Genomic DNA, 16,657 nt, shown 5'->3' on the forward strand with positions numbered 1-16,657 from the left:
CGCGCCCCCCTTACGGCTTCAGGCCGGCGGTGAAGGAAGGATCGATCAGCGCCGCGGCGGCCGCCTTGACGTCGGCGTCGGCGGTCAGCACCCCCGCCTGCTGCAGCGCCAGCCCGGCGTCGACGATGGTGCGCTCCTGGGCGGCGCCGATGGCGGCGTTGGTCAGGTCGGTGCGCTCGAGCTGGCGGGCGATGACCGCCTCGGGCTGGCGGGCGGCGGCGGCGACGATGGCCTTCAGCCCGTCGGGGTTGGCCAGCGACCAGGCGCGGGCCTTCTCGTAGGCGCCCAGCACCCGGGCGACCAGCTCGGGATGCTCGGCCGCGAAGGCCTCGCGGACGTTGAGGATGCCCCAGGTGTTGGCGGCGGCGTTGCGGTGGAACAGGGTGCCTTCCCCGTCCAGCTCGGCCTGGGCCATCATCGGGTCGAGCCCGGCCCAGGCGTCGACGTTGCCGTTGACCAGGGCCAGCCGGCCGTCCTGGTGCTGCAGCAGCACCAGCTTGACGTCGCGGTCGGTCAGACCGGCGTCGGCCAGGGCGCGCACCAGGAAGATGTGCGGGTCGGTGCCGCGGGTGACGGCGATGCGCTTGCCCTTGAGGTCGGCGACGCGGGCGATGCCGGTGTCGGGCCGGGTGACGAGGGCGGTCCACTCCGGCTTGGAATAGACGTAGATCGACTTGATCGGGTTGCCGTTGATGCGCCCGATCAGCGACGCCGCGCCCGCCGTCGACCCGAAGTCGATGCCGCCGGCGTTGAGGAACTCCAGCGCCTTGTTGGAGCCGAGGCTGAGCACCCAGCGCACGCCGATGCCGTCCTGCGCCAACGCCTCCTCAAGCCAGCCCTTCTCCTTGAGGACCAGCGAGACCGGGTTGTAGTACGCGTAGTCCAGGCGGATCTCGTCCGGCTGCCCGGCGCGGGCGGCGGGAAACGGGGCGGCGGCTGTGGCGGCGGCGGCCAGGGCCGCGGCGATCAGGGCGCGGCGGGACAGCAACAGGGACATGGGGGTAACCTCCGGAGGTCCGGCCGCCTTGGGCGGCGGCCGGTTGGTCGTTGTCGGGAGGCGGGGGAAGGATCTCGCCCGCCGCAGCCCGGCGGCTGGGCGGTCGCCCGGCGCTTTAGCTGCATTTGTAGCGCGCCCGCAAGCTGTTTGCTCAAATCGGCGCGTGAAACCACTTCTAAGCAGTGTGTGAAATTCCGTCAACCCGAAAATATTCAACACGTACATAATGTCTTTTTCGGGAGGCGTTCTCCCTTGCGCCGGCGCGCGCCAGCTTTCCTAATGGCCGGCCAGGGCGGGGCGCTGAAGACTCCGCAGCGGGGCGTGGAACGGCAGGAGGCGACGGATGAAGAGACGGGCGTTTCTCGGCACCGGGGCGGGCGCGGCCGCGGGGGCGATGGCCGGGGCGATGGCGGTGACCGGGCCGACGGCGGCCCAGGGCGGGCCGGAGGTGCGGTGGCGGATGGCGTCGAGCTACCCCAAGAGCCTCGACACCATCTTCGGCGCCGCGGACATGGTGGCCCGCCGGGTGGCCGAGGCGACGGGCGGGCGCTTCCAGATCCGGGCCTACGCGGCGGGCGAGATCGTGCCGCCGCTCCAGGTGCTGGACGCGGTCCAGAACAACACCGTGGAGTGCGGGCAATCCGCCAGCTACTTCTATGTCGGCAAGGACCCGGCCTTCGCCTTCGACACCGCGCTGCCGTTCGGCCTGACGGCGCGCCAGCACATGGCGTGGCAGATCCACGGCGGCGGGCTGGCGATGGTGCGGGCCTTCCTGAAGGACTACAACGTCACCCTGCTCCCTGCCGGCAACACCGGGGCGCAGATGGGCGGCTGGTTCCGCAAGGAGATCGCCTCGCTCGACGACCTCAAGGGGCTGAAGATGCGCATCGGCGGCCTGGCCGGCCGGGTGCTGGAGCGGCTCGGCGTCGTGCCGCAGCAGATCGGCGGCGGCGACATCTATCCGGCGCTCGAGCGCGGCACCATCGACGCGGCGGAGTTCGTCGGCCCCTACGACGACGAGCGCCTCGGCTTCCACAAGGTGGCGAAGCACTACTACTATCCCGGCTGGTGGGAGGGGTCGGCGCAGATCCCGCTGCTCATCAACCTCGACGCCTGGGCGGCGCTGCCGGCGCCCTACCGGGCGGTGCTCGAGCAGGCCTGTGCCGAGGCCAACACCTGGATGCTGGCCAAATACGACGCGCTGAACGCGGCGGCCCTGAAACGGCTGGTCGGCGGCGGCGCCGTGCTGCGGCCGTTCCCGCGCGAGGTGATGGCGGCGGCGCACGACACGGCGTTCGCTCTCTACGACGAGATCGCCGCGGAGAATCCCCGGTTCCGGACCCTGTACCAGTCCTGGAAGGCGTTCCGGGAGGAGGAGTACCTGTGGTTCCGGGTCGCCGAGAACACGTTCGAGAACTTCGTCTATTCCCACCGGCACCGCGACTGACGGCGCCGCCCCGGCGTCCGGCGGGGCGGCCGTTCAGTCGAAGATGCCGCGCTCGCCCGCCGGCTTCAGCACCGGCGGCGGGCTGGCCAGCGCGGTCTGCCCGTTGCGGAACGGGTCGGGGATGTGGTGGCAGTCGACGTCCGCCAGGGTGCGGTAGCAGTAGACGTTGGAGCGGTCGACCACCATCGCCTCGGTGCAGTACCGCCCGGTCTCGTTGAGGCCGATGACCGAGCAGTCCATCCCGGTCACCGCCGACGCGGCGTGATCCACCAGCGTCTTCCTGGTGGAGGTCAGCGACACCGCGTCGGCCGCCGTGCCGGCGACCACGACCGGGGTGGTGCAGCCCGCCAGCAGCGCCGCGGCGGCCAGCAGGCCGGCCGGACCGGAGCGGGCGAAGCGGCGGGGCAGGGGCATGGAACCTCCGGTGCGCGGGCGCTGGGGACGGGATCGGGCCATTGCGCGCAGCCCCGCGTTAACAAGGGGTGAATGCGCTCAGCGCAGCAGCACGCAGGTGCGCGAGCGGCACTGCACCAGCACGAAGGCGTCCTTGTCCTCGGAACAGTTCACCTTGAACACCGTCTCCGCCTCGCGGCCGACGGCGTAGCGCAGCACCTCGACCTTGGTCGGCGTGCAGTTGCCGCTGCGCGCCGCCTCCTTGGCCTCGGCCTGGGCGGCCGAGACGCTGGCGGCCCCGGCGGTCGGGGGACCGGCGGTGGCGCACAGGGTGGCGCACAGGGCGGCGATCAGGGCGGGGGTGCGAGGGGAGCGGGAGCGGTGGGGCATGGGGCCGAGGGCAGACGCTGTTGGGGACCGGACCGCCGCAGTATGCCACGGCCCCCGGCGTTTGGTCACGGCGGCCCAGGGTTGAAGAACCGCACGCATACGATAATCTCTCCCCGAAGGCGGGCGGTCGCCCGGTGCGGGAGAAGGACGGGGCATGGCGACGATCACGGGCGGACCCGGCGACGACTGGCTGAACGGCAGCGCGGACGGCGACTGGATCGAGGGGGCCGACGGCAACGACACCCTGTTGGGGCGCGGCGGCGACGACACCCTGTGGGGCGGGTACGACAACGACCTGCTGTCGGGGGCCGAGGGCAACGACGTCCAGTACGGCAACGTCGCGGCCGACACCCTGCTGGGGGACGCCGGTGACGACACCCTGTTCGGCGGCCAGGGCGACGACCTGGTGTCCGGCGGGCTCGGCAACGACGCGCTCTACGGCAACATGATGTCGGACCTGGTGGTCGGCGGCGACGGCGTGGACTCCATCTTCGGCGGCCAGGGCAACGACACGATCGTCGGTGACGCCGGCGACGATTGGCTGTGCGGCAACCGCGGCGACGACCTCACCTACGGCGGCGACGGCAACGACTGGGTGCTCGACGGCACGGGGGCCGACACCATCTACGGCGGCGCCGGCGACGACATCCTGGAGGGCGGCTATCTGACCAGCGAGCCGAACCTGGTGTTCGGCGAGGAGGGCGACGACGGGCTGGCCGGCGGCGATGTCGCCGACACCCTGGACGGCGGCGTCGGCAACGACTTCCTGTTCGGGCGCAACGGCAGCGACCTGCTGCTGGGCGGCGACGGCGACGACACCATCTGGACGGCGGACACGGTGATGAGCGTCGGCGAGCAGGCCGACACCGTCTACGGCGGGGCCGGCGACGACCTCGTCATCGTCAACACCATGGGCGGCTGGCTGGACCTGACGGGCACGCGGATCGGCGGGATCCACGGCGACGCCGGCAACGACACCATCGATGCGACCGGGGCGCCGGCGTGGGACGACCTGCCCTATTCCCGCTTCGCCCGCTACGGATCCCGGATGGAGGGCGGGGAGGGCAACGACCTGCTCAAGGGGTCGCCGCTGATCGACTGGATGCACGGTGGCGATGGCGACGACACCCTGTGGGGTGGCGGCCAGGACGTCATGGACGGCGGGGCCGGCCGTGACGACCTCCACATCGCGGCCTCCCTGGCTCCCTACTCAGGACCGCCATGGGGGCCGACGGTGACCGGCGGCGACGGTGCCGACCGGTTCATCGTCGCTGGCGCCGGGGAGTCCGATCCGACCCGCACCGACCCGGGCGTCACCATCACCGACTTCGTGGACGGGGAGGACCGCATCGAGCTGACCGGGTTCGGCGGTGGCACCGCCACCATCGTCGCGGCGGGCGGCTTCCGCTCCACCCCCGGCACCATCGCCTACGCCGCGGACGCCGGCGCCGACGCGCTCACCGCCTATGTGCACGGCTACGACGGGGAACTGCTGGCGATCCGCATCGTCGGCGTGCGGGCGCTGGACGACGGCGACATCGCGTTCGTCTGAAACGCCGGCCACACGACAGCGCCGGACGCACGACAACACCGGACGCACGACAACACCGGACGCACAAAAACGCCGGAGCGGCGAACCCGCTCCGGCGTTGTCGTGCCGCCGGGGAGGCGACCGAGATCTGCGCCGCGGCGCTCCGGCTGCCCGGAAAGCCGCGGCGGCAGACCATTAGATCGAGTAGTACATCTTGTACTCGATCGGGTGCGGGCTGGTCTCGAAGGCCATGACCTCCTCCATGCGCAGATCGATGTAGGCGTCGATCATGCCGGCGGAGAAGACGTCGCCCTTCTGCAGGAAGGCGCTGTCGGCCTTCAGGCTGTCCAGGGCCTCGCGCAGCGAACCGCAGACGGTCGGGACCTGGGCGAGCTCCTCGGGCGGGAGGTCGTACAGGTTCTTGTCCATCGCGTCGCCGGGGTGGATCTTGTTCTGGATGCCGTCGAGGCCGGCCATCAGCATGGCGGCGCACGCCAGGTACGGGTTGGCACCCGGATCCGGGAAGCGCACCTCGACGCGCTTGCCCTTCGGCGAGGTCGCGTAGGGGATGCGGCAGGAGGCGGAGCGGTTGCGGGCCGAGTAGGCCAGCAGCACCGGGGCCTCGTAGCCCGGCACCAGACGCTTGTAGCTGTTGGTGGTCGGGTTGGTGAAGGCGTTCAACGCCTTGGCGTGCTTGATGATGCCGCCGATGTAGAACAGCGCGAGCTCCGACAGGTCGGCGTAGCCCGAGCCGGCGAACAGCGGCTGGCCTTCCTTCCAGATCGACTGGTGGCAGTGCATGCCCGAGCCGTTGTCGCCGAACACCGGCTTCGGCATGAAGGTCGCCGTCTTGCCGTAGGCGTGGGCCACGTTGTGGACGACGTACTTGTAGAGCTGCATGTTGTCGCCGGTGCGGACCAGCGTGTCGAACTTGATGCCCAGCTCATGCTGCGACGGCGCCACCTCGTGGTGGTGCTTCTCGACCGGCACGCCCATCTCGGCCAGCACGCTCAGCATCTCGGCGCGCAGGTCGTTGGCGGAGTCGATCGGCGGGACCGGGAAGTAGCCGCCCTTGATCGCCGGGCGGTGGCCCAGGTTGCCGTCCTCGTACTCCTTGCCCGAGGTGTAAGGGCCTTCCTCGGAGTCGAAGGAGTAGCTGACCTTGTGCATGTCGACCTGGAACTTCACGTCGTCGAACACGAAGAACTCGGCCTCGGGGCCGAAGAACGCCGTGTCGCCGATGCCGGCCTGCGCCATGTAGCGCTCGGCCGCCTTGGCGATGCCGCGCGGGCAGCGGTCGTAGGGCTGGCCGGTCGACGGCTCGAAGACGTCGCACATGATGTTCAGCGTCGGCTGCGCCGCGAACGGGTCCATGACCGCGGTCGTCGCGTCGAGCTGCAGGACCATGTCCGACTCGTTGATGGCCTTCCAGCCGGCGATCGACGACCCGTCGAACATGATGCCGTCCTCGAAGACGTCCTCGTCGATCGTCGACACGTGCTGGGCCGTGTGCTGCAGCTTGCCCCGCGGATCCGTAAAGCGGAGATCCACGTACTTGACGTCGTGCTCCTTGATCAGGTCGAAGACCTTGCTGATGTCGGACATATCGTATCTTCCACGCTTTAGAAGGTTTGGTTCCCGCGAACGTCGGTCCGGCCTTGCGGGGCGGGTGCGGCGCTGGCGGCGTTGTTTATGTCACGGCTCCCCGCCCCGCACAATCCGGCACCGTTCGGATGGCCCGCAGGCACCGTCTCGGATCCGGGGATGTCACCGTCGGGGCACAAGGCGGACGGTGTGTGGCGGCGAGGAGTGGCATGACCGATGGGCTCGTCACGAACGGTAAAGGAGGGGTCGGCCGATCGGGCGCCCGCAGGCGCCACCGATCAGATCGCGTCGGCGCCCTTTTCGCCGGTGCGGATCCGAATCACCTCCTCCACGGGGGTGACGAAGATCTTGCCGTCGCCGATCCGGCCGGTGTGAGCGGCCTGCTGGATCGCCTCGATCGCGCGTTCGACCAGGGCGTCCTCCATCACCACTTCGATCTTCACCTTCGGCAGGAAGTCGACCACGTATTCCGCGCCCCGATAGAGCTCGGTATGGCCCTTCTGGCGGCCAAAGCCCTTGGCCTCGGTGACGGTGATGCCCTTGATGCCGACCTCGTGAAGCGCCTCCTTCACTTCGTCGAGCTTGAACGGCTTGATGATGGCTTCGATCTTCTTCATGGGTCTCTCGTGTACGAGGTGCCAACGCCGGCAGGCGCCGTCCGCGCACCGCCAGCGAACCTTCGGGTAAGCATGGATCGTGCCAGCGGCGGGGGGCCACTCGAACGGCACCGATCGCCTCCTCCTTTCGGGCGATGCCAAAGGAGACGGCATGTGCCTGCTTCCGAACGCGGCAAAGTGAACGATATTTGGGCAGCCGACGCAAGCCGGGCCACGCCGCCCCGGGGCGGACCGCCGGTCGCCGGGGCCACGGGAAAAAACACCGGGCCCCGGCAAAAACCCCCTTGACCGGGGCGCCGGGCTTGGGGCATAGAACGCCTCCACTGCGGCGGCGGTAGCTCAGTTGGTAGAGCCCTCGGTTGTGGTCCGAGTGGTCGTGGGTTCGAATCCCATCCGTCGCCCCAGTCCCCTTTCCCCTCCCCATCCGCATCGCGGTCCCGTGGCCGCCCGTCCGCGTCAGGGGCCCTGTCGCGGTGACGCGCCCTTGCAGGCGGTTGCGCCGTCGTCGCGGCCGCGCGGCCGCGCGTGATCTGCCCATTGGACGGGCAGGGGCGGCGGCAGCCCTTCCTTGATTCTGGGCGCCACGTGCCGCACGCTGCCGGCCAAGGAACCAAGAGGACCGCCACGGGGGGATCGCGCCATGGGCCTCGACAGCGCGCTGCTGACCGTTGCCGAGATGTACCGGGCCGACGCCCTCGCCGTGGCCGCGGGGGTGCCCGGTGGCGTGCTCATGGAGAACGCCGGCACGGCGGTGGCGCGGGAGATCCAGGCGCGGTGGCCGGCCCGGCGCACCGTGGTGCTGTGCGGACCCGGCAGCAACGGCGGTGACGGCTTCGTCGTGGCGCGGCGTCTCCAGGAGGCGGGCTGGCCGGTGGCGCTGGCGCTGGCCGGAGAGCGCGACGCCCTGAAGGGGGATGCCGCCGCCGCCGCCGCCCGGTGGACGGGGCCGGTGGAGGAGCCCGCGGTCGCGCTTCTGGACGGCGACCCGCTGGTGGTCGACGCGCTGTTCGGGGCCGGCCTGTCGCGCCCGCTGGAGGGCGGCGCGCGGGCGCTGGTGGAGGCGCTGGTGGCGCGCCGGGCGACCGTGGTCGCGGTGGACGTTCCCAGCGGCGTGCTGGGCGACACCGGCGCCGTTCTGGGCGGAGCCGAGCCGGGGGTGGCGCCCCAGGCGGCGCTGACCGTCACCTTCTTCCGCAAGAAGCCGGCCCATCTGCTGCTGCCCGGGCGCGGGCTCTGCGGCGAAACGGTGGTGGCCGACATCGGCATTCCCCCGGGGGTGCTGGCCGAGATCAAGCCGCGCCAATGGGAGAACGGGCCCGCCCTGTGGCGCGCCGCCTTTCCCTGGCCCGCCCTCGACGCCCACAAATACGCGCGCGGCCATGCCGTGGTGCTGGGCGGCGGCCGGATGACCGGGGCGGCGCGGCTGGCGGCGCGCGCCGCGCTGCGCACCGGCGCCGGGCTGGTGTCCGTGGCCTGCCCGCCCGAGGCGTTCGCGGCGTTGCTGAAGGACGCCCGGCGCAACGCGGTGCTGCTCGGCCCGGGGGCGGGCACGGAGCCGGCCACCCGCTCACGGGTGCTGGCGGCGCTGGCGGCGGAGAAGGCCTGCGTGCTCGACGCCGACGCCCTGACGGTGTTCGCCGACGCTCCCGACGACCTGCTCGACCGCCTCGACGAGCGCTGCCTGATCACCCCCCACGAGGGGGAGTTCGCGCGTCTGTTCGACCTCACCGGGGCCAAGCTGGCGCGCGCCCGCGCGGCGGCGGCGCGGTGCGGTGCGGTGGTTCTGCTGAAGGGGGCCGACACGGTGGTGGCCTCGCCCGACGGGCGGGCGGTCATCAACGCCAACGCCCCGCCGTCGCTGGCCACCGCGGGATCGGGGGACGTGCTGGCGGGGCTGGCGCTGGGGCTGCTGGCCCAGGGGATGGCCGCCTTCGACGCCGCCTGCGCGGCGGTCTGGCTGCACGGCGAAGCGGCCCGCGCGGTCGGCCCCGGCCTGATCGCGGAGGACCTGCCGGAGGCCCTGCCGACGGTGCTGCGCGCGCTGTCCGAGGCGGCGTGAGCCCGACCATCCGCCGCCCGAGGCCGGCCGGCCCGGCCGCCTGAGCCGGGGCGCCGGTGCCGAGGCGCACGGATCGGGGCGCCCGGGCCGGCGGGCGCAGCCGGTGATCGCGGTCAGGCCGCGGCGCGCGTCCCCGGCGCCCCGTCGTCGGTGGCGAACCAGCCCGCGGTGTGGGCCCGCACCTGGGCGATCTTGGCGATCTCACGCGGGTCGGGCTCGCGGCGCTGTTCGCGCTCGAAGATGCGCAGGAGACGATGGCGCCCCTCCGGGGTGGCCGCCAGCCGGTCGAAGAGGAGCCGAGCCGCCCCCGGCGGAACCCCCTCGTGACGGGCGATGAGCGTCACCTGGTCGGCCAGGAGGGCGGTGATGGAGAAGGTCGCGGGATCGCTGTGGAGTGGCACGACACGGCTCCTTCCGCGGCGTGTGCCGCGGGGTGCAAGGAACGGGAAGGGGGGCGCCGGCGCCATCAGGCGGCGCGAGCGAGGGCACAGGGGGCCGCCGCCGCCCGGGCCCGCCCGGCACGCGCCGCGGCGATGACGACGCGCACATCCGCCCGGCTCAGCCCGTCACGGGCGAGCAGAAGGTCGAGGATGGGGTCGTCGAGCAAATGCTCGACCATTGCCGGACCGGACAGCGCCGGGCCGGGCAGCGCGTGAAAGGTGTGGCTCGCCATCGTGCTTCTCCCTGTGTGTGCGGAGGGGTTCGTCCCCCCCGGTCCGCCCGCGTTCGCGGCGGGCGTCCATTCCTCGTTTCGTCCGCTGCCGCCGGCGTCCCGCGGCTGTGGGCCGGAGCGGGGGGCCGGAGCGGGGGGGCCGGTGCGGTGCAGCCGACCGTTGCATCATAGCGTCCGGCGGCCGCGGCTGCATTCATCGCAAGGCACTACCTACTTCGATATCTACTTTGACGTGCACTATCTCTCTCGCTAAAAGGGCTTCGACCAAAGTCCTAGGTCCGAAGTACCGGCAAGCAAAAATTCACGCGCCACCACACCCGGACCTGCCGAAGTATGATCCATGGCGAGGGGTTTTGCATCGGGCGCAAAAGAAATAGGCGCTCCGGGTGCGGGGTATTTCTCGAGGCCAGGTCCTTCCGACGGCCGTCCGCCGGGCGCCGGGCGTCGCGGGCGGGGATACTGGGCGGTGCCGGCGGCGGCCGGCGGTGCGGCGGGGATCGCACGGCTGGGCGGTGTGCTTGGCACTTGCCCGCACCGGCGGCAAAGCGCAGAGTCCCGGCCATGGACGACCGCACTTCTCCGGTGGCCCCGCCACCCGCCGGTCCGCCGCCGCCGTCGGGCGACGAGGCGGCGGCCGGCCTTCTCGACCGCGCCTGGGAGAGCCTGTGGGCGCGCTGGCGCGACATCGCGGCGTCGGCGCGCGTGGCGGTCGGCGCGGCGCCGCGCCCCCACCTGCCCAAGGAGGACGCCGAGCGCCTGAGGGCGCAGATGCAGGCCTGCCTGGAATCGCGCGGCGGCGAGGTGTCGGCGCGGGCGCGGGCGGCGCAGCTCGGCCGCACCTACCTGGCGCTCGACGCCGAGGGACGGCGCAACTTCCTGATGGTGCTGGCCCGCGACTTCGACGTCGACCGGGCGACCGTCGACGCCGCCGTGCAGGCGTTCCACGCCGCCGAGGACCCGGTGGCGCGCGGCCGCGCGGAGCGGGCCCTGCGCGCCGCGCTGGAACCGCCGCGCCTGACCCTGCTGACCCAGTTCAACGGCCTGCCCGAGGGCGTCAAGTTCCTGGTGGACCGGCGTGCCGAGCTGCTCGGCATGGCGCCCGGGGAGCCGCTGCTGCAGGCCCTGGAGGACGATCTCAAGAGCCTGCTGCGCCGCTGGTTCGACGTCGGCTTCCTGGAGATGCGGCGGATCACCTGGGACAGCCCGGCGTCGCTTCTCGAGAAGCTGATCGCCTACGAGGCGGTCCACGAGATCCGGAGCTGGCAGGATCTCAAGGACCGGCTGGACAGCGACCGCCGGTGCTTCGCCTTCTTCCACCCGCGCATGCCCAACGAGCCGCTGATCTTCGTCGAGGTCGCCCTGGTGGCGGGGATGTCCGACAACGTCCAGGCGCTGCTCGACCCGTCCGCCCCGGTGTGCGACCCGAAATCCGCCGACGCCGCCATCTTCTACTCCATCTCCAACGCCCAGAAGGGGCTCGCCGGAATCAGCTTCGGCAACTTCCTCATCAAGCGCGTGGCCGACGAGCTGACCGCCGAGTTCCCCAACCTCAAGACCTTCGCCACCCTGTCGCCGATCCCGGGTTTCCGCCGCTGGCTCGACGGGGAGCTGGCGGCGCGCGGCGACGCGGTGCTGAGCGGGAGCGAGGCCGAGCGCATCGCCGAGCGCCTGTCCGACGGGTGGGCCGAACGGGACAGCCGCGAAAGCGGCGGGGAGAGCGACGCTGGACTCACCGCGCCGCCGGCCGGCGCCCTGGCGGCCGCCCTGGCGTTGCCCGGATGGCCCGACGACGAGGCGCTGTGCAAGGCGGTGAAGCCGCCGTTGACCCGGCTGTGCGCCCATTACCTGACGGCCGTGCCGGGCCCGTCGCGCGACGGCGGCCGGCCCCGCGCGCGGGATCCCGTGGCCCACTTCCATCTGTCCAACGGGGCGCGGATGGAGCGGCTGAACTGGATGGGCGACCGCTCGGCCAAGGGCATCGCCCAGTCCTGCGGCCTGATGATCAACTACCGCTACCGGCTGGGCGACATCGAGTCCAACCACGAGGCCTACACCGGCGAGGGGCGGGTCACGGCGTCGTCGGCGCTGCGCTCCCTGGCCAAGGGCGCCCAGGGGTAAGGGGTGGCAACGGGGTGATGGTCGCCGGAGGCGCGGCCCACGCCCCGGCCGGCCTCGGCGCGACCCCGGCGGCGCCCGGGCGCGGCGCCGGGGCGTGGCCATTTTGGGTGTTTGCCGGGAAACCGTTATGCTATAGACCGCTTCACGCTGGCGGTCGGGCCCGGGCGATGGCCGGGCTTGCGCCGTCACGGCCGAGGCGGGCGTGGCGGAACTGGTAGACGCGCCGGATTTAGGTTCCGGTGACTTCGGTCGTGGGGGTTCGAGTCCCTTCGCCCGCACCACGGCAGTGTTTGAATCGATCGCAGACCGCGGTTCCGGGCCGTTCCCAGGGGGCGCCGCCGGGCCGACAACGAAACAGGCTTCCGCTCCAATGCAGATTACCGAAACCAGCACCGACGGCCTGAAGCGCGAGTTCAAGGTCGTCGTGTCCGCCAAGGACATCGACGAGAAGGTCAACCTCCGGCTCGAAGAGGTGCGCCAGCAGGTGCAACTTCCCGGCTTCCGCCCTGGCAAGGTGCCGGTGTCGGTGGTCAAGAAGCGCTACGGCGGCTCCGTGCTGCGCGAAGTGCTCGAGGAGGCGGTCGGCGACAGCTCCCGCCAGGCGCTCGACGAGCGCGGCCTGCGCGTCGCCATGCAGCCGAAGATCGAGCTGGACAAGTACGAGGAGGGCGGCGACCTCGGCTACACCATGACGGTCGAGCTGCTGCCCGACATCGAGCCCGGCGACCTGTCGACGCTGGAGCTGGAGCGGCCGGTGGCCGAGGTCGACGAGGCCCAGGTCGAGGAGACGCTGCAGCGCATCGCGTCGTCGCGCTCGACCAGCGCCCCGGTGACCGACGACCGGGCGGCGGCGAACGGCGACGTGGTGGTGATCGACTTCGCCGGCACCGTCGACGGCGAGGCCCGCCCCGGCATGGACGCCAAGGATTTCGAGCTCGAGCTCGGCTCCAACCAGTTCATCCCCGGCTACGAGGAGCAGCTGGTCGGCGCCAAGGTCGGCGAGCACCGCACCGTGACCGTCAGCTTCCCGGAGGACTACGGCGCCGCCGAACTGGCCGGCAAGGAGGCCGTGTTCGAGGTCGACGTGAAGGAGCTGCGCGAGAAGGTTCCGGCCGTCCTGGACGACGAGATGGCCAAGGAGTTCGGCCTCGACAGCCTCGACAAGCTGAAGGAGTCCGTCCGCGAGAAGCTGAAGGGCGACTACGCCGGCGTGTCGCGCCAGCGGGTGAAGCGCCAGCTCCTCGACAAGCTGGCCGAGCGCCACTCCTTCGACGTGCCGCCGGGCATGGTCGAGATCGAGTTCAACGCCATCTGGCAGCGCCTCCAGGAGGAGCTGAAGAAGGGCACCGCGGGCGAGGACCAGGACAAGCCCGAGGAGGAGCTCAAGGCCGAGTACCACGCCATCGCCGAGCGCCGGGTGCGCCTGGGCCTGCTGCTCTCCGAGGTCGGCCGGCGCAACGACGTGCAGGTGTCCCAGGACGAGCTGAACCGCGCCCTGATCACCGAGGCGCGCCGCTGGCCGGGCCAGGAGCGCCAGGTGTTCGAGTTCTTCCAGAAGAACCCGCAGGCGGTGGAGAACCTCCGCGCGCCGCTGTTCGAGGACAAGGTCGTCGACTTCATCCTCGAACTGGCCACGGTCAACGAGCGCTCCGTGACGGTCGAGGAGCTGCTGCGCGACCCGGACGAGGAGGAGGCGGCGGCCGCCTGAGGCGGACGGCGCCGCGCCGACGAGCGGGCGGCCTGACGGTCGCCCCTTTCGTTCCTATATAGATGGGGACGCCCATCCCGTGGGCATGCCACGCAAGGCAGAGGCAGAGGTCAGGGTCAGAAAACATGAACAATTTTGAGCCCCAGATGAACGCTCTCGTCCCGATGGTCATCGAGCAGACCAACCGGGGTGAGCGCGCCTACGACATCTACTCGCGCCTCCTGAAGGAGCGGATCGTCTTCGTGATCGGCGGCATCAACGACGCAGTCGCCAGCCTGATCTGCGCCCAGCTGCTGTTCCTGGAGTCGGAGAATCCGAGCAAGGACATCTCCTTCTACATCAACTCGCCGGGCGGCTACGTGTCGGCCGGCCTGGCGATCTACGACACCATGCAGTACATCCGCCCGCAGGTGTCGACCGTGTGCATCGGCCAGGCGGCGTCCATGGGGGCGCTGCTGCTGGCCGCCGGTGCGCCCGGCAAGCGCTTCTCGCTGCCCAACAGCCGCATCATGATCCACCAGCCCTCGGGCGGTGCCCAGGGCCAGGCGGCGGACATCGAGATCCAGGCCCGCGAGATCCTGAAGCTGCGCGAGCGGCTCAACCAGATCTTCGTGAAGCACACCGGCCAGACCATGGACACGATCGAGGCCAACATGGAACGCGACACCTTCCTGTCGCCCGAGGAGGCCAAGGCCTTCGGCCTGATCGACGAGGTGGTCGAGAGCCGGCCGCGGAGCGGCGACGACCAGGGGGCCTGAGGCCCCCTGTCGGGGGGCGCTCCCACAAAATGTTGAACGCCGCAGCGCGCCTGTTGTTGAAAAGCACGCTTCGGGCGCGCTACGGTGACCGCATCCCGGTCGATGCCCGCTCGGAGCGGGTGCGGGATGCACGGAATGGAAGGCGGCGGGGGACGTCGCTCGGACCGGCAGCTGTATGGAAACCGCAGGTTTGTCCCCCGGGAGCATGACGGAGTACCGATGACCAAGTCCAGCAGCGGCGATTCGAAGAATACGCTCTACTGCTCCTTTTGCGGCAAGAGCCAGCACGAGGTCCGCAAGCTGATTGCCGGTCCGACCGTGTTCATCTGCGATGAATGCGTCGAGCTGTGCATGGACATCATTCGCGAGGAGAACAAGACCACCCTCGTGAAGTCGCGGGACGGGGTGCCGACGCCGCGCGACATCCACACCGTGCTCGATGACTACGTGATCGGTCAGGACCACGCCAAGCGCGTGCTTTCGGTGGCTGTCCACAACCACTACAAGCGCCTGTCGCATGGAACCAAGCACAACGACGTCGAGCTGGCGAAGTCCAACATCCTGCTGGTCGGCCCCACCGGCTGCGGCAAGACGTTGCTGGCCCAGACGCTGGCGCGCATCATCGACGTTCCGTTCACCATGGCCGACGCCACCACGTTGACCGAGGCGGGCTACGTCGGCGAGGACGTCGAGAACATCATCCTCAAGCTGCTCCAGTCGGCCGACTACAACGTCGAACGGGCGCAGCGCGGCATCGTCTACATCGACGAGGTCGACAAGATCTCGCGCAAGTCCGACAACCCGTCGATCACCCGCGACGTGTCGGGCGAGGGCGTGCAGCAGGCGCTCCTGAAGATCATGGAGGGCACCGTCGCCTCGGTGCCGCCGCAGGGCGGCCGCAAGCACCCCCAGCAGGAGTTCCTGCAGGTCGACACCACCAACATCCTCTTCATCTGCGGCGGCGCCTTCGCCGGGCTGGAGAAGATCATCGCCCAGCGCGGCAAGGGCACCTCGATCGGCTTCGGCGCCGACGTGCGCAGCCCCGAGGAGCGGTCGACCGGCGACATCCTGCGCCAGGTCGAGCCCGAGGATCTGCTGAAGTTCGGCCTGATCCCGGAGTTCGTCGGCCGCCTGCCGGTGGTCGCCACCCTGGCCGACCTCGACAGCGAGGCCCTGGTGGAGATCCTCACCAAGCCCAAGAACGCCCTCGTCAAACAGTACCAGCGCCTGTTCGAGATGGAGGACGTGCGCCTCGACTTCTCCGAGGACGCGCTGAAGAACATCGCCTCCAAGGCGATCGCCCGCAAGACCGGGGCGCGCGGCCTGCGCTCGATCATGGAGGCGATCCTTCTCGACCCCATGTTCGACCTGCCCGGGCTGTCCGGGGTGGAGAGCATCGTCATCAACAAGGAGGTGGTGGAGGGGCGCGCCAAGCCGCTCTACGTCCACTCCGACCGACGAAGCGAGGCGCCCGGCGCGTAAGCCGGGGCCGTCACCGGGACAAACGAAAGGGCGCCGCAAGGCGCCCTTTTTTTGCGCCGGGCGCCCCCGCCCTCAAGCCGGTGCGCCGGAACCGGGGGTGGTGCCCATCGGCGCGGCGAAGACATACCCCGCGGCGTAGAGCGCCTGCACCGGCAGCGGCACGCCCCCCACCCGGTCGACCTTGCCCTTCAGGCGGCGGACCAGCGCGTCGAGGGCGCGGCTGTCGTGGTCGAGGGTGGTTCCATACACCGCGGTGATCAGATGGTTGCGGGCGACCGGCTCCTCGGGATGGTCGGCAAGGCTGGCGAGGAAGCGCATTTCCAACCGGGACAAGGGAATGGGGACACCGCCCGGGGCGATGAGCCGCCACGACCGGCAGTCGAGGAGCCACTGGGGCGCACCGCCCGGCACCGCCCGCTCCCGGGCCAGCCGCCGTGCCAGGGCCCGGACATGGGCGGCGAGCTCGCGGAAGCTCACCGGCTTGGACAGGTAGATGTCGGCGCCGGCGTCGAGCCCGGCGAGGCGGTCGTCCTCGAGCCGGCGCGCGGTGAGCATGACGATGCCGAGAGTGGACCGGGCGCGCAGGCGGGCTGCGATGTCGAATCCGCTTTCGCCGGGCAGGTTGACGTCCAGAATCACGATGTCGCCGTCGCCGCTCAGCAGCGGCTCGAGGTCGGTGCCGCTTTCGGCCTGGTGCACCTCGTGGCCCTCGGAGTGGAGGTACAGCGCAACGTCCTCCCGCAGCGCCGCTTCATCCTCGACGACGACGACCCGCGCCATGGCTCTTTGCTCATCATCCGACATTGGTGGTATGGCTGCACTATCGCCGTTCCCCAGCGTCTCGTCAAAGCGGTTGTCCCATGCTTCTGGAACGCATTG

At 70.8% G+C, this 16,657-nt stretch carries 15 protein-coding genes, 2 tRNA genes and 1 riboswitch; of the genes, 9 read left to right on the forward strand and 8 right to left on the reverse strand.

Translation table 11 applies throughout. The features are described 5' to 3' along the window. Positions 1-10 precede the first annotated feature (10 nt). On the reverse strand, positions 11-997 hold the full coding sequence (locus AC6H2I_RS08135) for an aliphatic sulfonate ABC transporter substrate-binding protein (protein WP_497500092.1): 987 nt from the start codon (positions 995-997) through the stop codon (positions 11-13). A gap of 95 nt (positions 998-1,092) precedes the next feature. Beyond that, a riboswitch (SAM riboswitch) is annotated at positions 1,093-1,170 on the reverse strand. Positions 1,171-1,340: 170 nt separating this feature from the next. Here AC6H2I_RS08135 and AC6H2I_RS08140 point away from each other — a divergent pair. Then, a complete protein-coding gene (locus tag AC6H2I_RS08140; RefSeq protein WP_497500093.1) occupies positions 1,341-2,444 on the forward strand; it encodes a TRAP transporter substrate-binding protein in 1,104 nt (367 codons plus the stop codon). Between the two features lie 33 nt (positions 2,445-2,477). Here AC6H2I_RS08140 and AC6H2I_RS08145 read toward each other — a convergent pair whose 3' ends face one another. After that, complete coding sequence (locus AC6H2I_RS08145; protein WP_497500095.1) at positions 2,478-2,858, reverse strand: hypothetical protein; 381 nt, start codon at positions 2,856-2,858, stop codon at positions 2,478-2,480. Positions 2,859-2,936: 78 nt separating this feature from the next. Then, positions 2,937-3,227, reverse strand: coding sequence for a hypothetical protein (locus tag AC6H2I_RS08150; protein ID WP_497500096.1), 291 nt, complete (start codon positions 3,225-3,227; stop codon positions 2,937-2,939). 154 nt (positions 3,228-3,381) lie between these two features. Here AC6H2I_RS08150 and AC6H2I_RS08155 point away from each other — a divergent pair, with 154 nt between their 5' ends. After that, positions 3,382-4,779 carry a calcium-binding protein gene (locus AC6H2I_RS08155; protein WP_497500097.1) on the forward strand — a complete coding sequence of 466 codons (1,398 nt, stop codon included), beginning with the start codon at positions 3,382-3,384 and terminating at the stop codon, positions 4,777-4,779. Between the two features lie 174 nt (positions 4,780-4,953). Here AC6H2I_RS08155 and glnA read toward each other — a convergent pair whose 3' ends face one another. Beyond that, positions 4,954-6,363, reverse strand: a complete 1,410-nt coding sequence (gene glnA / locus AC6H2I_RS08160; RefSeq protein WP_497500098.1) for a type I glutamate--ammonia ligase — start codon at positions 6,361-6,363, stop codon at positions 4,954-4,956. Between the two features lie 278 nt (positions 6,364-6,641). After that, positions 6,642-6,980: a P-II family nitrogen regulator gene (locus AC6H2I_RS08165; RefSeq protein WP_445599612.1), complete on the reverse strand. Its 339-nt coding sequence runs from the start codon at positions 6,978-6,980 to the stop codon at positions 6,642-6,644. 328 nt (positions 6,981-7,308) lie between these two features. On the opposite strand from AC6H2I_RS08165, the gene AC6H2I_RS08170 reads away from it, so the two are divergent. After that, a tRNA-His gene (locus AC6H2I_RS08170) sits at positions 7,309-7,384 on the forward strand. Between the two features lie 236 nt (positions 7,385-7,620). Then, positions 7,621-9,039 carry an NAD(P)H-hydrate dehydratase gene (locus AC6H2I_RS08175; protein WP_497500099.1) on the forward strand — a complete coding sequence of 473 codons (1,419 nt, stop codon included), beginning with the start codon at positions 7,621-7,623 and terminating at the stop codon, positions 9,037-9,039. Positions 9,040-9,152: 113 nt separating this feature from the next. On the opposite strand, the gene AC6H2I_RS08180 is transcribed toward AC6H2I_RS08175, so the two are convergent. Both AC6H2I_RS08180 and AC6H2I_RS08185 read right to left on the reverse strand, forming a co-directional pair. After that, positions 9,153-9,440 (reverse strand): hypothetical protein, encoded by a 288-nt coding sequence (locus AC6H2I_RS08180; RefSeq protein ID WP_497500100.1) that lies wholly within the window; start codon positions 9,438-9,440, stop codon positions 9,153-9,155. 65 nt (positions 9,441-9,505) lie between these two features. Next, complete coding sequence (locus AC6H2I_RS08185; RefSeq protein ID WP_497500101.1) at positions 9,506-9,712, reverse strand: hypothetical protein; 207 nt, start codon at positions 9,710-9,712, stop codon at positions 9,506-9,508. Between the two features lie 561 nt (positions 9,713-10,273). Between AC6H2I_RS08185 and AC6H2I_RS08190 the strand changes: the two genes are divergently transcribed. From AC6H2I_RS08190 to clpX, 5 genes are all read left to right on the forward strand, one after another. Further along, on the forward strand, positions 10,274-11,830 hold the full coding sequence (locus AC6H2I_RS08190) for a malonyl-CoA decarboxylase (RefSeq protein ID WP_497500102.1): 1,557 nt from the start codon (positions 10,274-10,276) through the stop codon (positions 11,828-11,830). Between the two features lie 196 nt (positions 11,831-12,026). Next, a tRNA-Leu gene (locus AC6H2I_RS08195) sits at positions 12,027-12,111 on the forward strand. Positions 12,112-12,200: 89 nt separating this feature from the next. Continuing rightward, on the forward strand, positions 12,201-13,538 hold the full coding sequence (gene tig, locus AC6H2I_RS08200; RefSeq protein WP_497500103.1) for a trigger factor: 1,338 nt from the start codon (positions 12,201-12,203) through the stop codon (positions 13,536-13,538). A gap of 125 nt (positions 13,539-13,663) precedes the next feature. After that, positions 13,664-14,296 (forward strand): ATP-dependent Clp endopeptidase proteolytic subunit ClpP, encoded by a 633-nt coding sequence (gene clpP / locus AC6H2I_RS08205; protein WP_497500104.1) that lies wholly within the window; start codon positions 13,664-13,666, stop codon positions 14,294-14,296. Positions 14,297-14,515: 219 nt separating this feature from the next. Continuing rightward, positions 14,516-15,778 carry an ATP-dependent Clp protease ATP-binding subunit ClpX gene (gene clpX, locus AC6H2I_RS08210; protein WP_497500105.1) on the forward strand — a complete coding sequence of 421 codons (1,263 nt, stop codon included), beginning with the start codon at positions 14,516-14,518 and terminating at the stop codon, positions 15,776-15,778. Between the two features lie 72 nt (positions 15,779-15,850). Here the strand turns inward: clpX and AC6H2I_RS08215 are convergent, their stop codons facing one another. Further along, positions 15,851-16,558, reverse strand: coding sequence for a response regulator transcription factor (locus AC6H2I_RS08215; protein WP_497500106.1), 708 nt, complete (start codon positions 16,556-16,558; stop codon positions 15,851-15,853). Between the last annotated feature and the right edge of the window lie 99 nt (positions 16,559-16,657).

Source organism: Azospirillum sp. NS33 (genome assembly GCF_059703765.1).

Bases quoted from the DNA above. Each gene is read 5' to 3' on its own strand.
- AC6H2I_RS08135 (WP_497500092.1), bottom strand. From the start codon at position 997: ATGTCCCTGTTGCTGTCCCGCCGCGCCCTGATCGCCGCGGCCCTGGCC.
- AC6H2I_RS08140 (WP_497500093.1), top strand. From the start codon at position 1,341: ATGAAGAGACGGGCGTTTCTCGGCACCGGGGCGGGCGCGGCCGCGGGG.
- AC6H2I_RS08145 (WP_497500095.1), bottom strand. From the start codon at position 2,858: ATGCCCCTGCCCCGCCGCTTCGCCCGCTCCGGTCCGGCCGGCCTGCTG.
- AC6H2I_RS08150 (WP_497500096.1), bottom strand. From the start codon at position 3,227: ATGCCCCACCGCTCCCGCTCCCCTCGCACCCCCGCCCTGATCGCCGCC.
- AC6H2I_RS08155 (WP_497500097.1), top strand. From the start codon at position 3,382: ATGGCGACGATCACGGGCGGACCCGGCGACGACTGGCTGAACGGCAGC.
- glnA (WP_497500098.1), bottom strand. From the start codon at position 6,363: ATGTCCGACATCAGCAAGGTCTTCGACCTGATCAAGGAGCACGACGTC.
- AC6H2I_RS08165 (WP_445599612.1), bottom strand. From the start codon at position 6,980: ATGAAGAAGATCGAAGCCATCATCAAGCCGTTCAAGCTCGACGAAGTG.
- AC6H2I_RS08175 (WP_497500099.1), top strand. From the start codon at position 7,621: ATGGGCCTCGACAGCGCGCTGCTGACCGTTGCCGAGATGTACCGGGCC.
- AC6H2I_RS08185 (WP_497500101.1), bottom strand. From the start codon at position 9,712: ATGGCGAGCCACACCTTTCACGCGCTGCCCGGCCCGGCGCTGTCCGGT.
- AC6H2I_RS08190 (WP_497500102.1), top strand. From the start codon at position 10,274: ATGGACGACCGCACTTCTCCGGTGGCCCCGCCACCCGCCGGTCCGCCG.
- tig (WP_497500103.1), top strand. From the start codon at position 12,201: ATGCAGATTACCGAAACCAGCACCGACGGCCTGAAGCGCGAGTTCAAG.
- clpP (WP_497500104.1), top strand. From the start codon at position 13,664: ATGAACAATTTTGAGCCCCAGATGAACGCTCTCGTCCCGATGGTCATC.
- clpX (WP_497500105.1), top strand. From the start codon at position 14,516: ATGACCAAGTCCAGCAGCGGCGATTCGAAGAATACGCTCTACTGCTCC.
- AC6H2I_RS08215 (WP_497500106.1), bottom strand. From the start codon at position 16,558: ATGGCGCGGGTCGTCGTCGTCGAGGATGAAGCGGCGCTGCGGGAGGAC.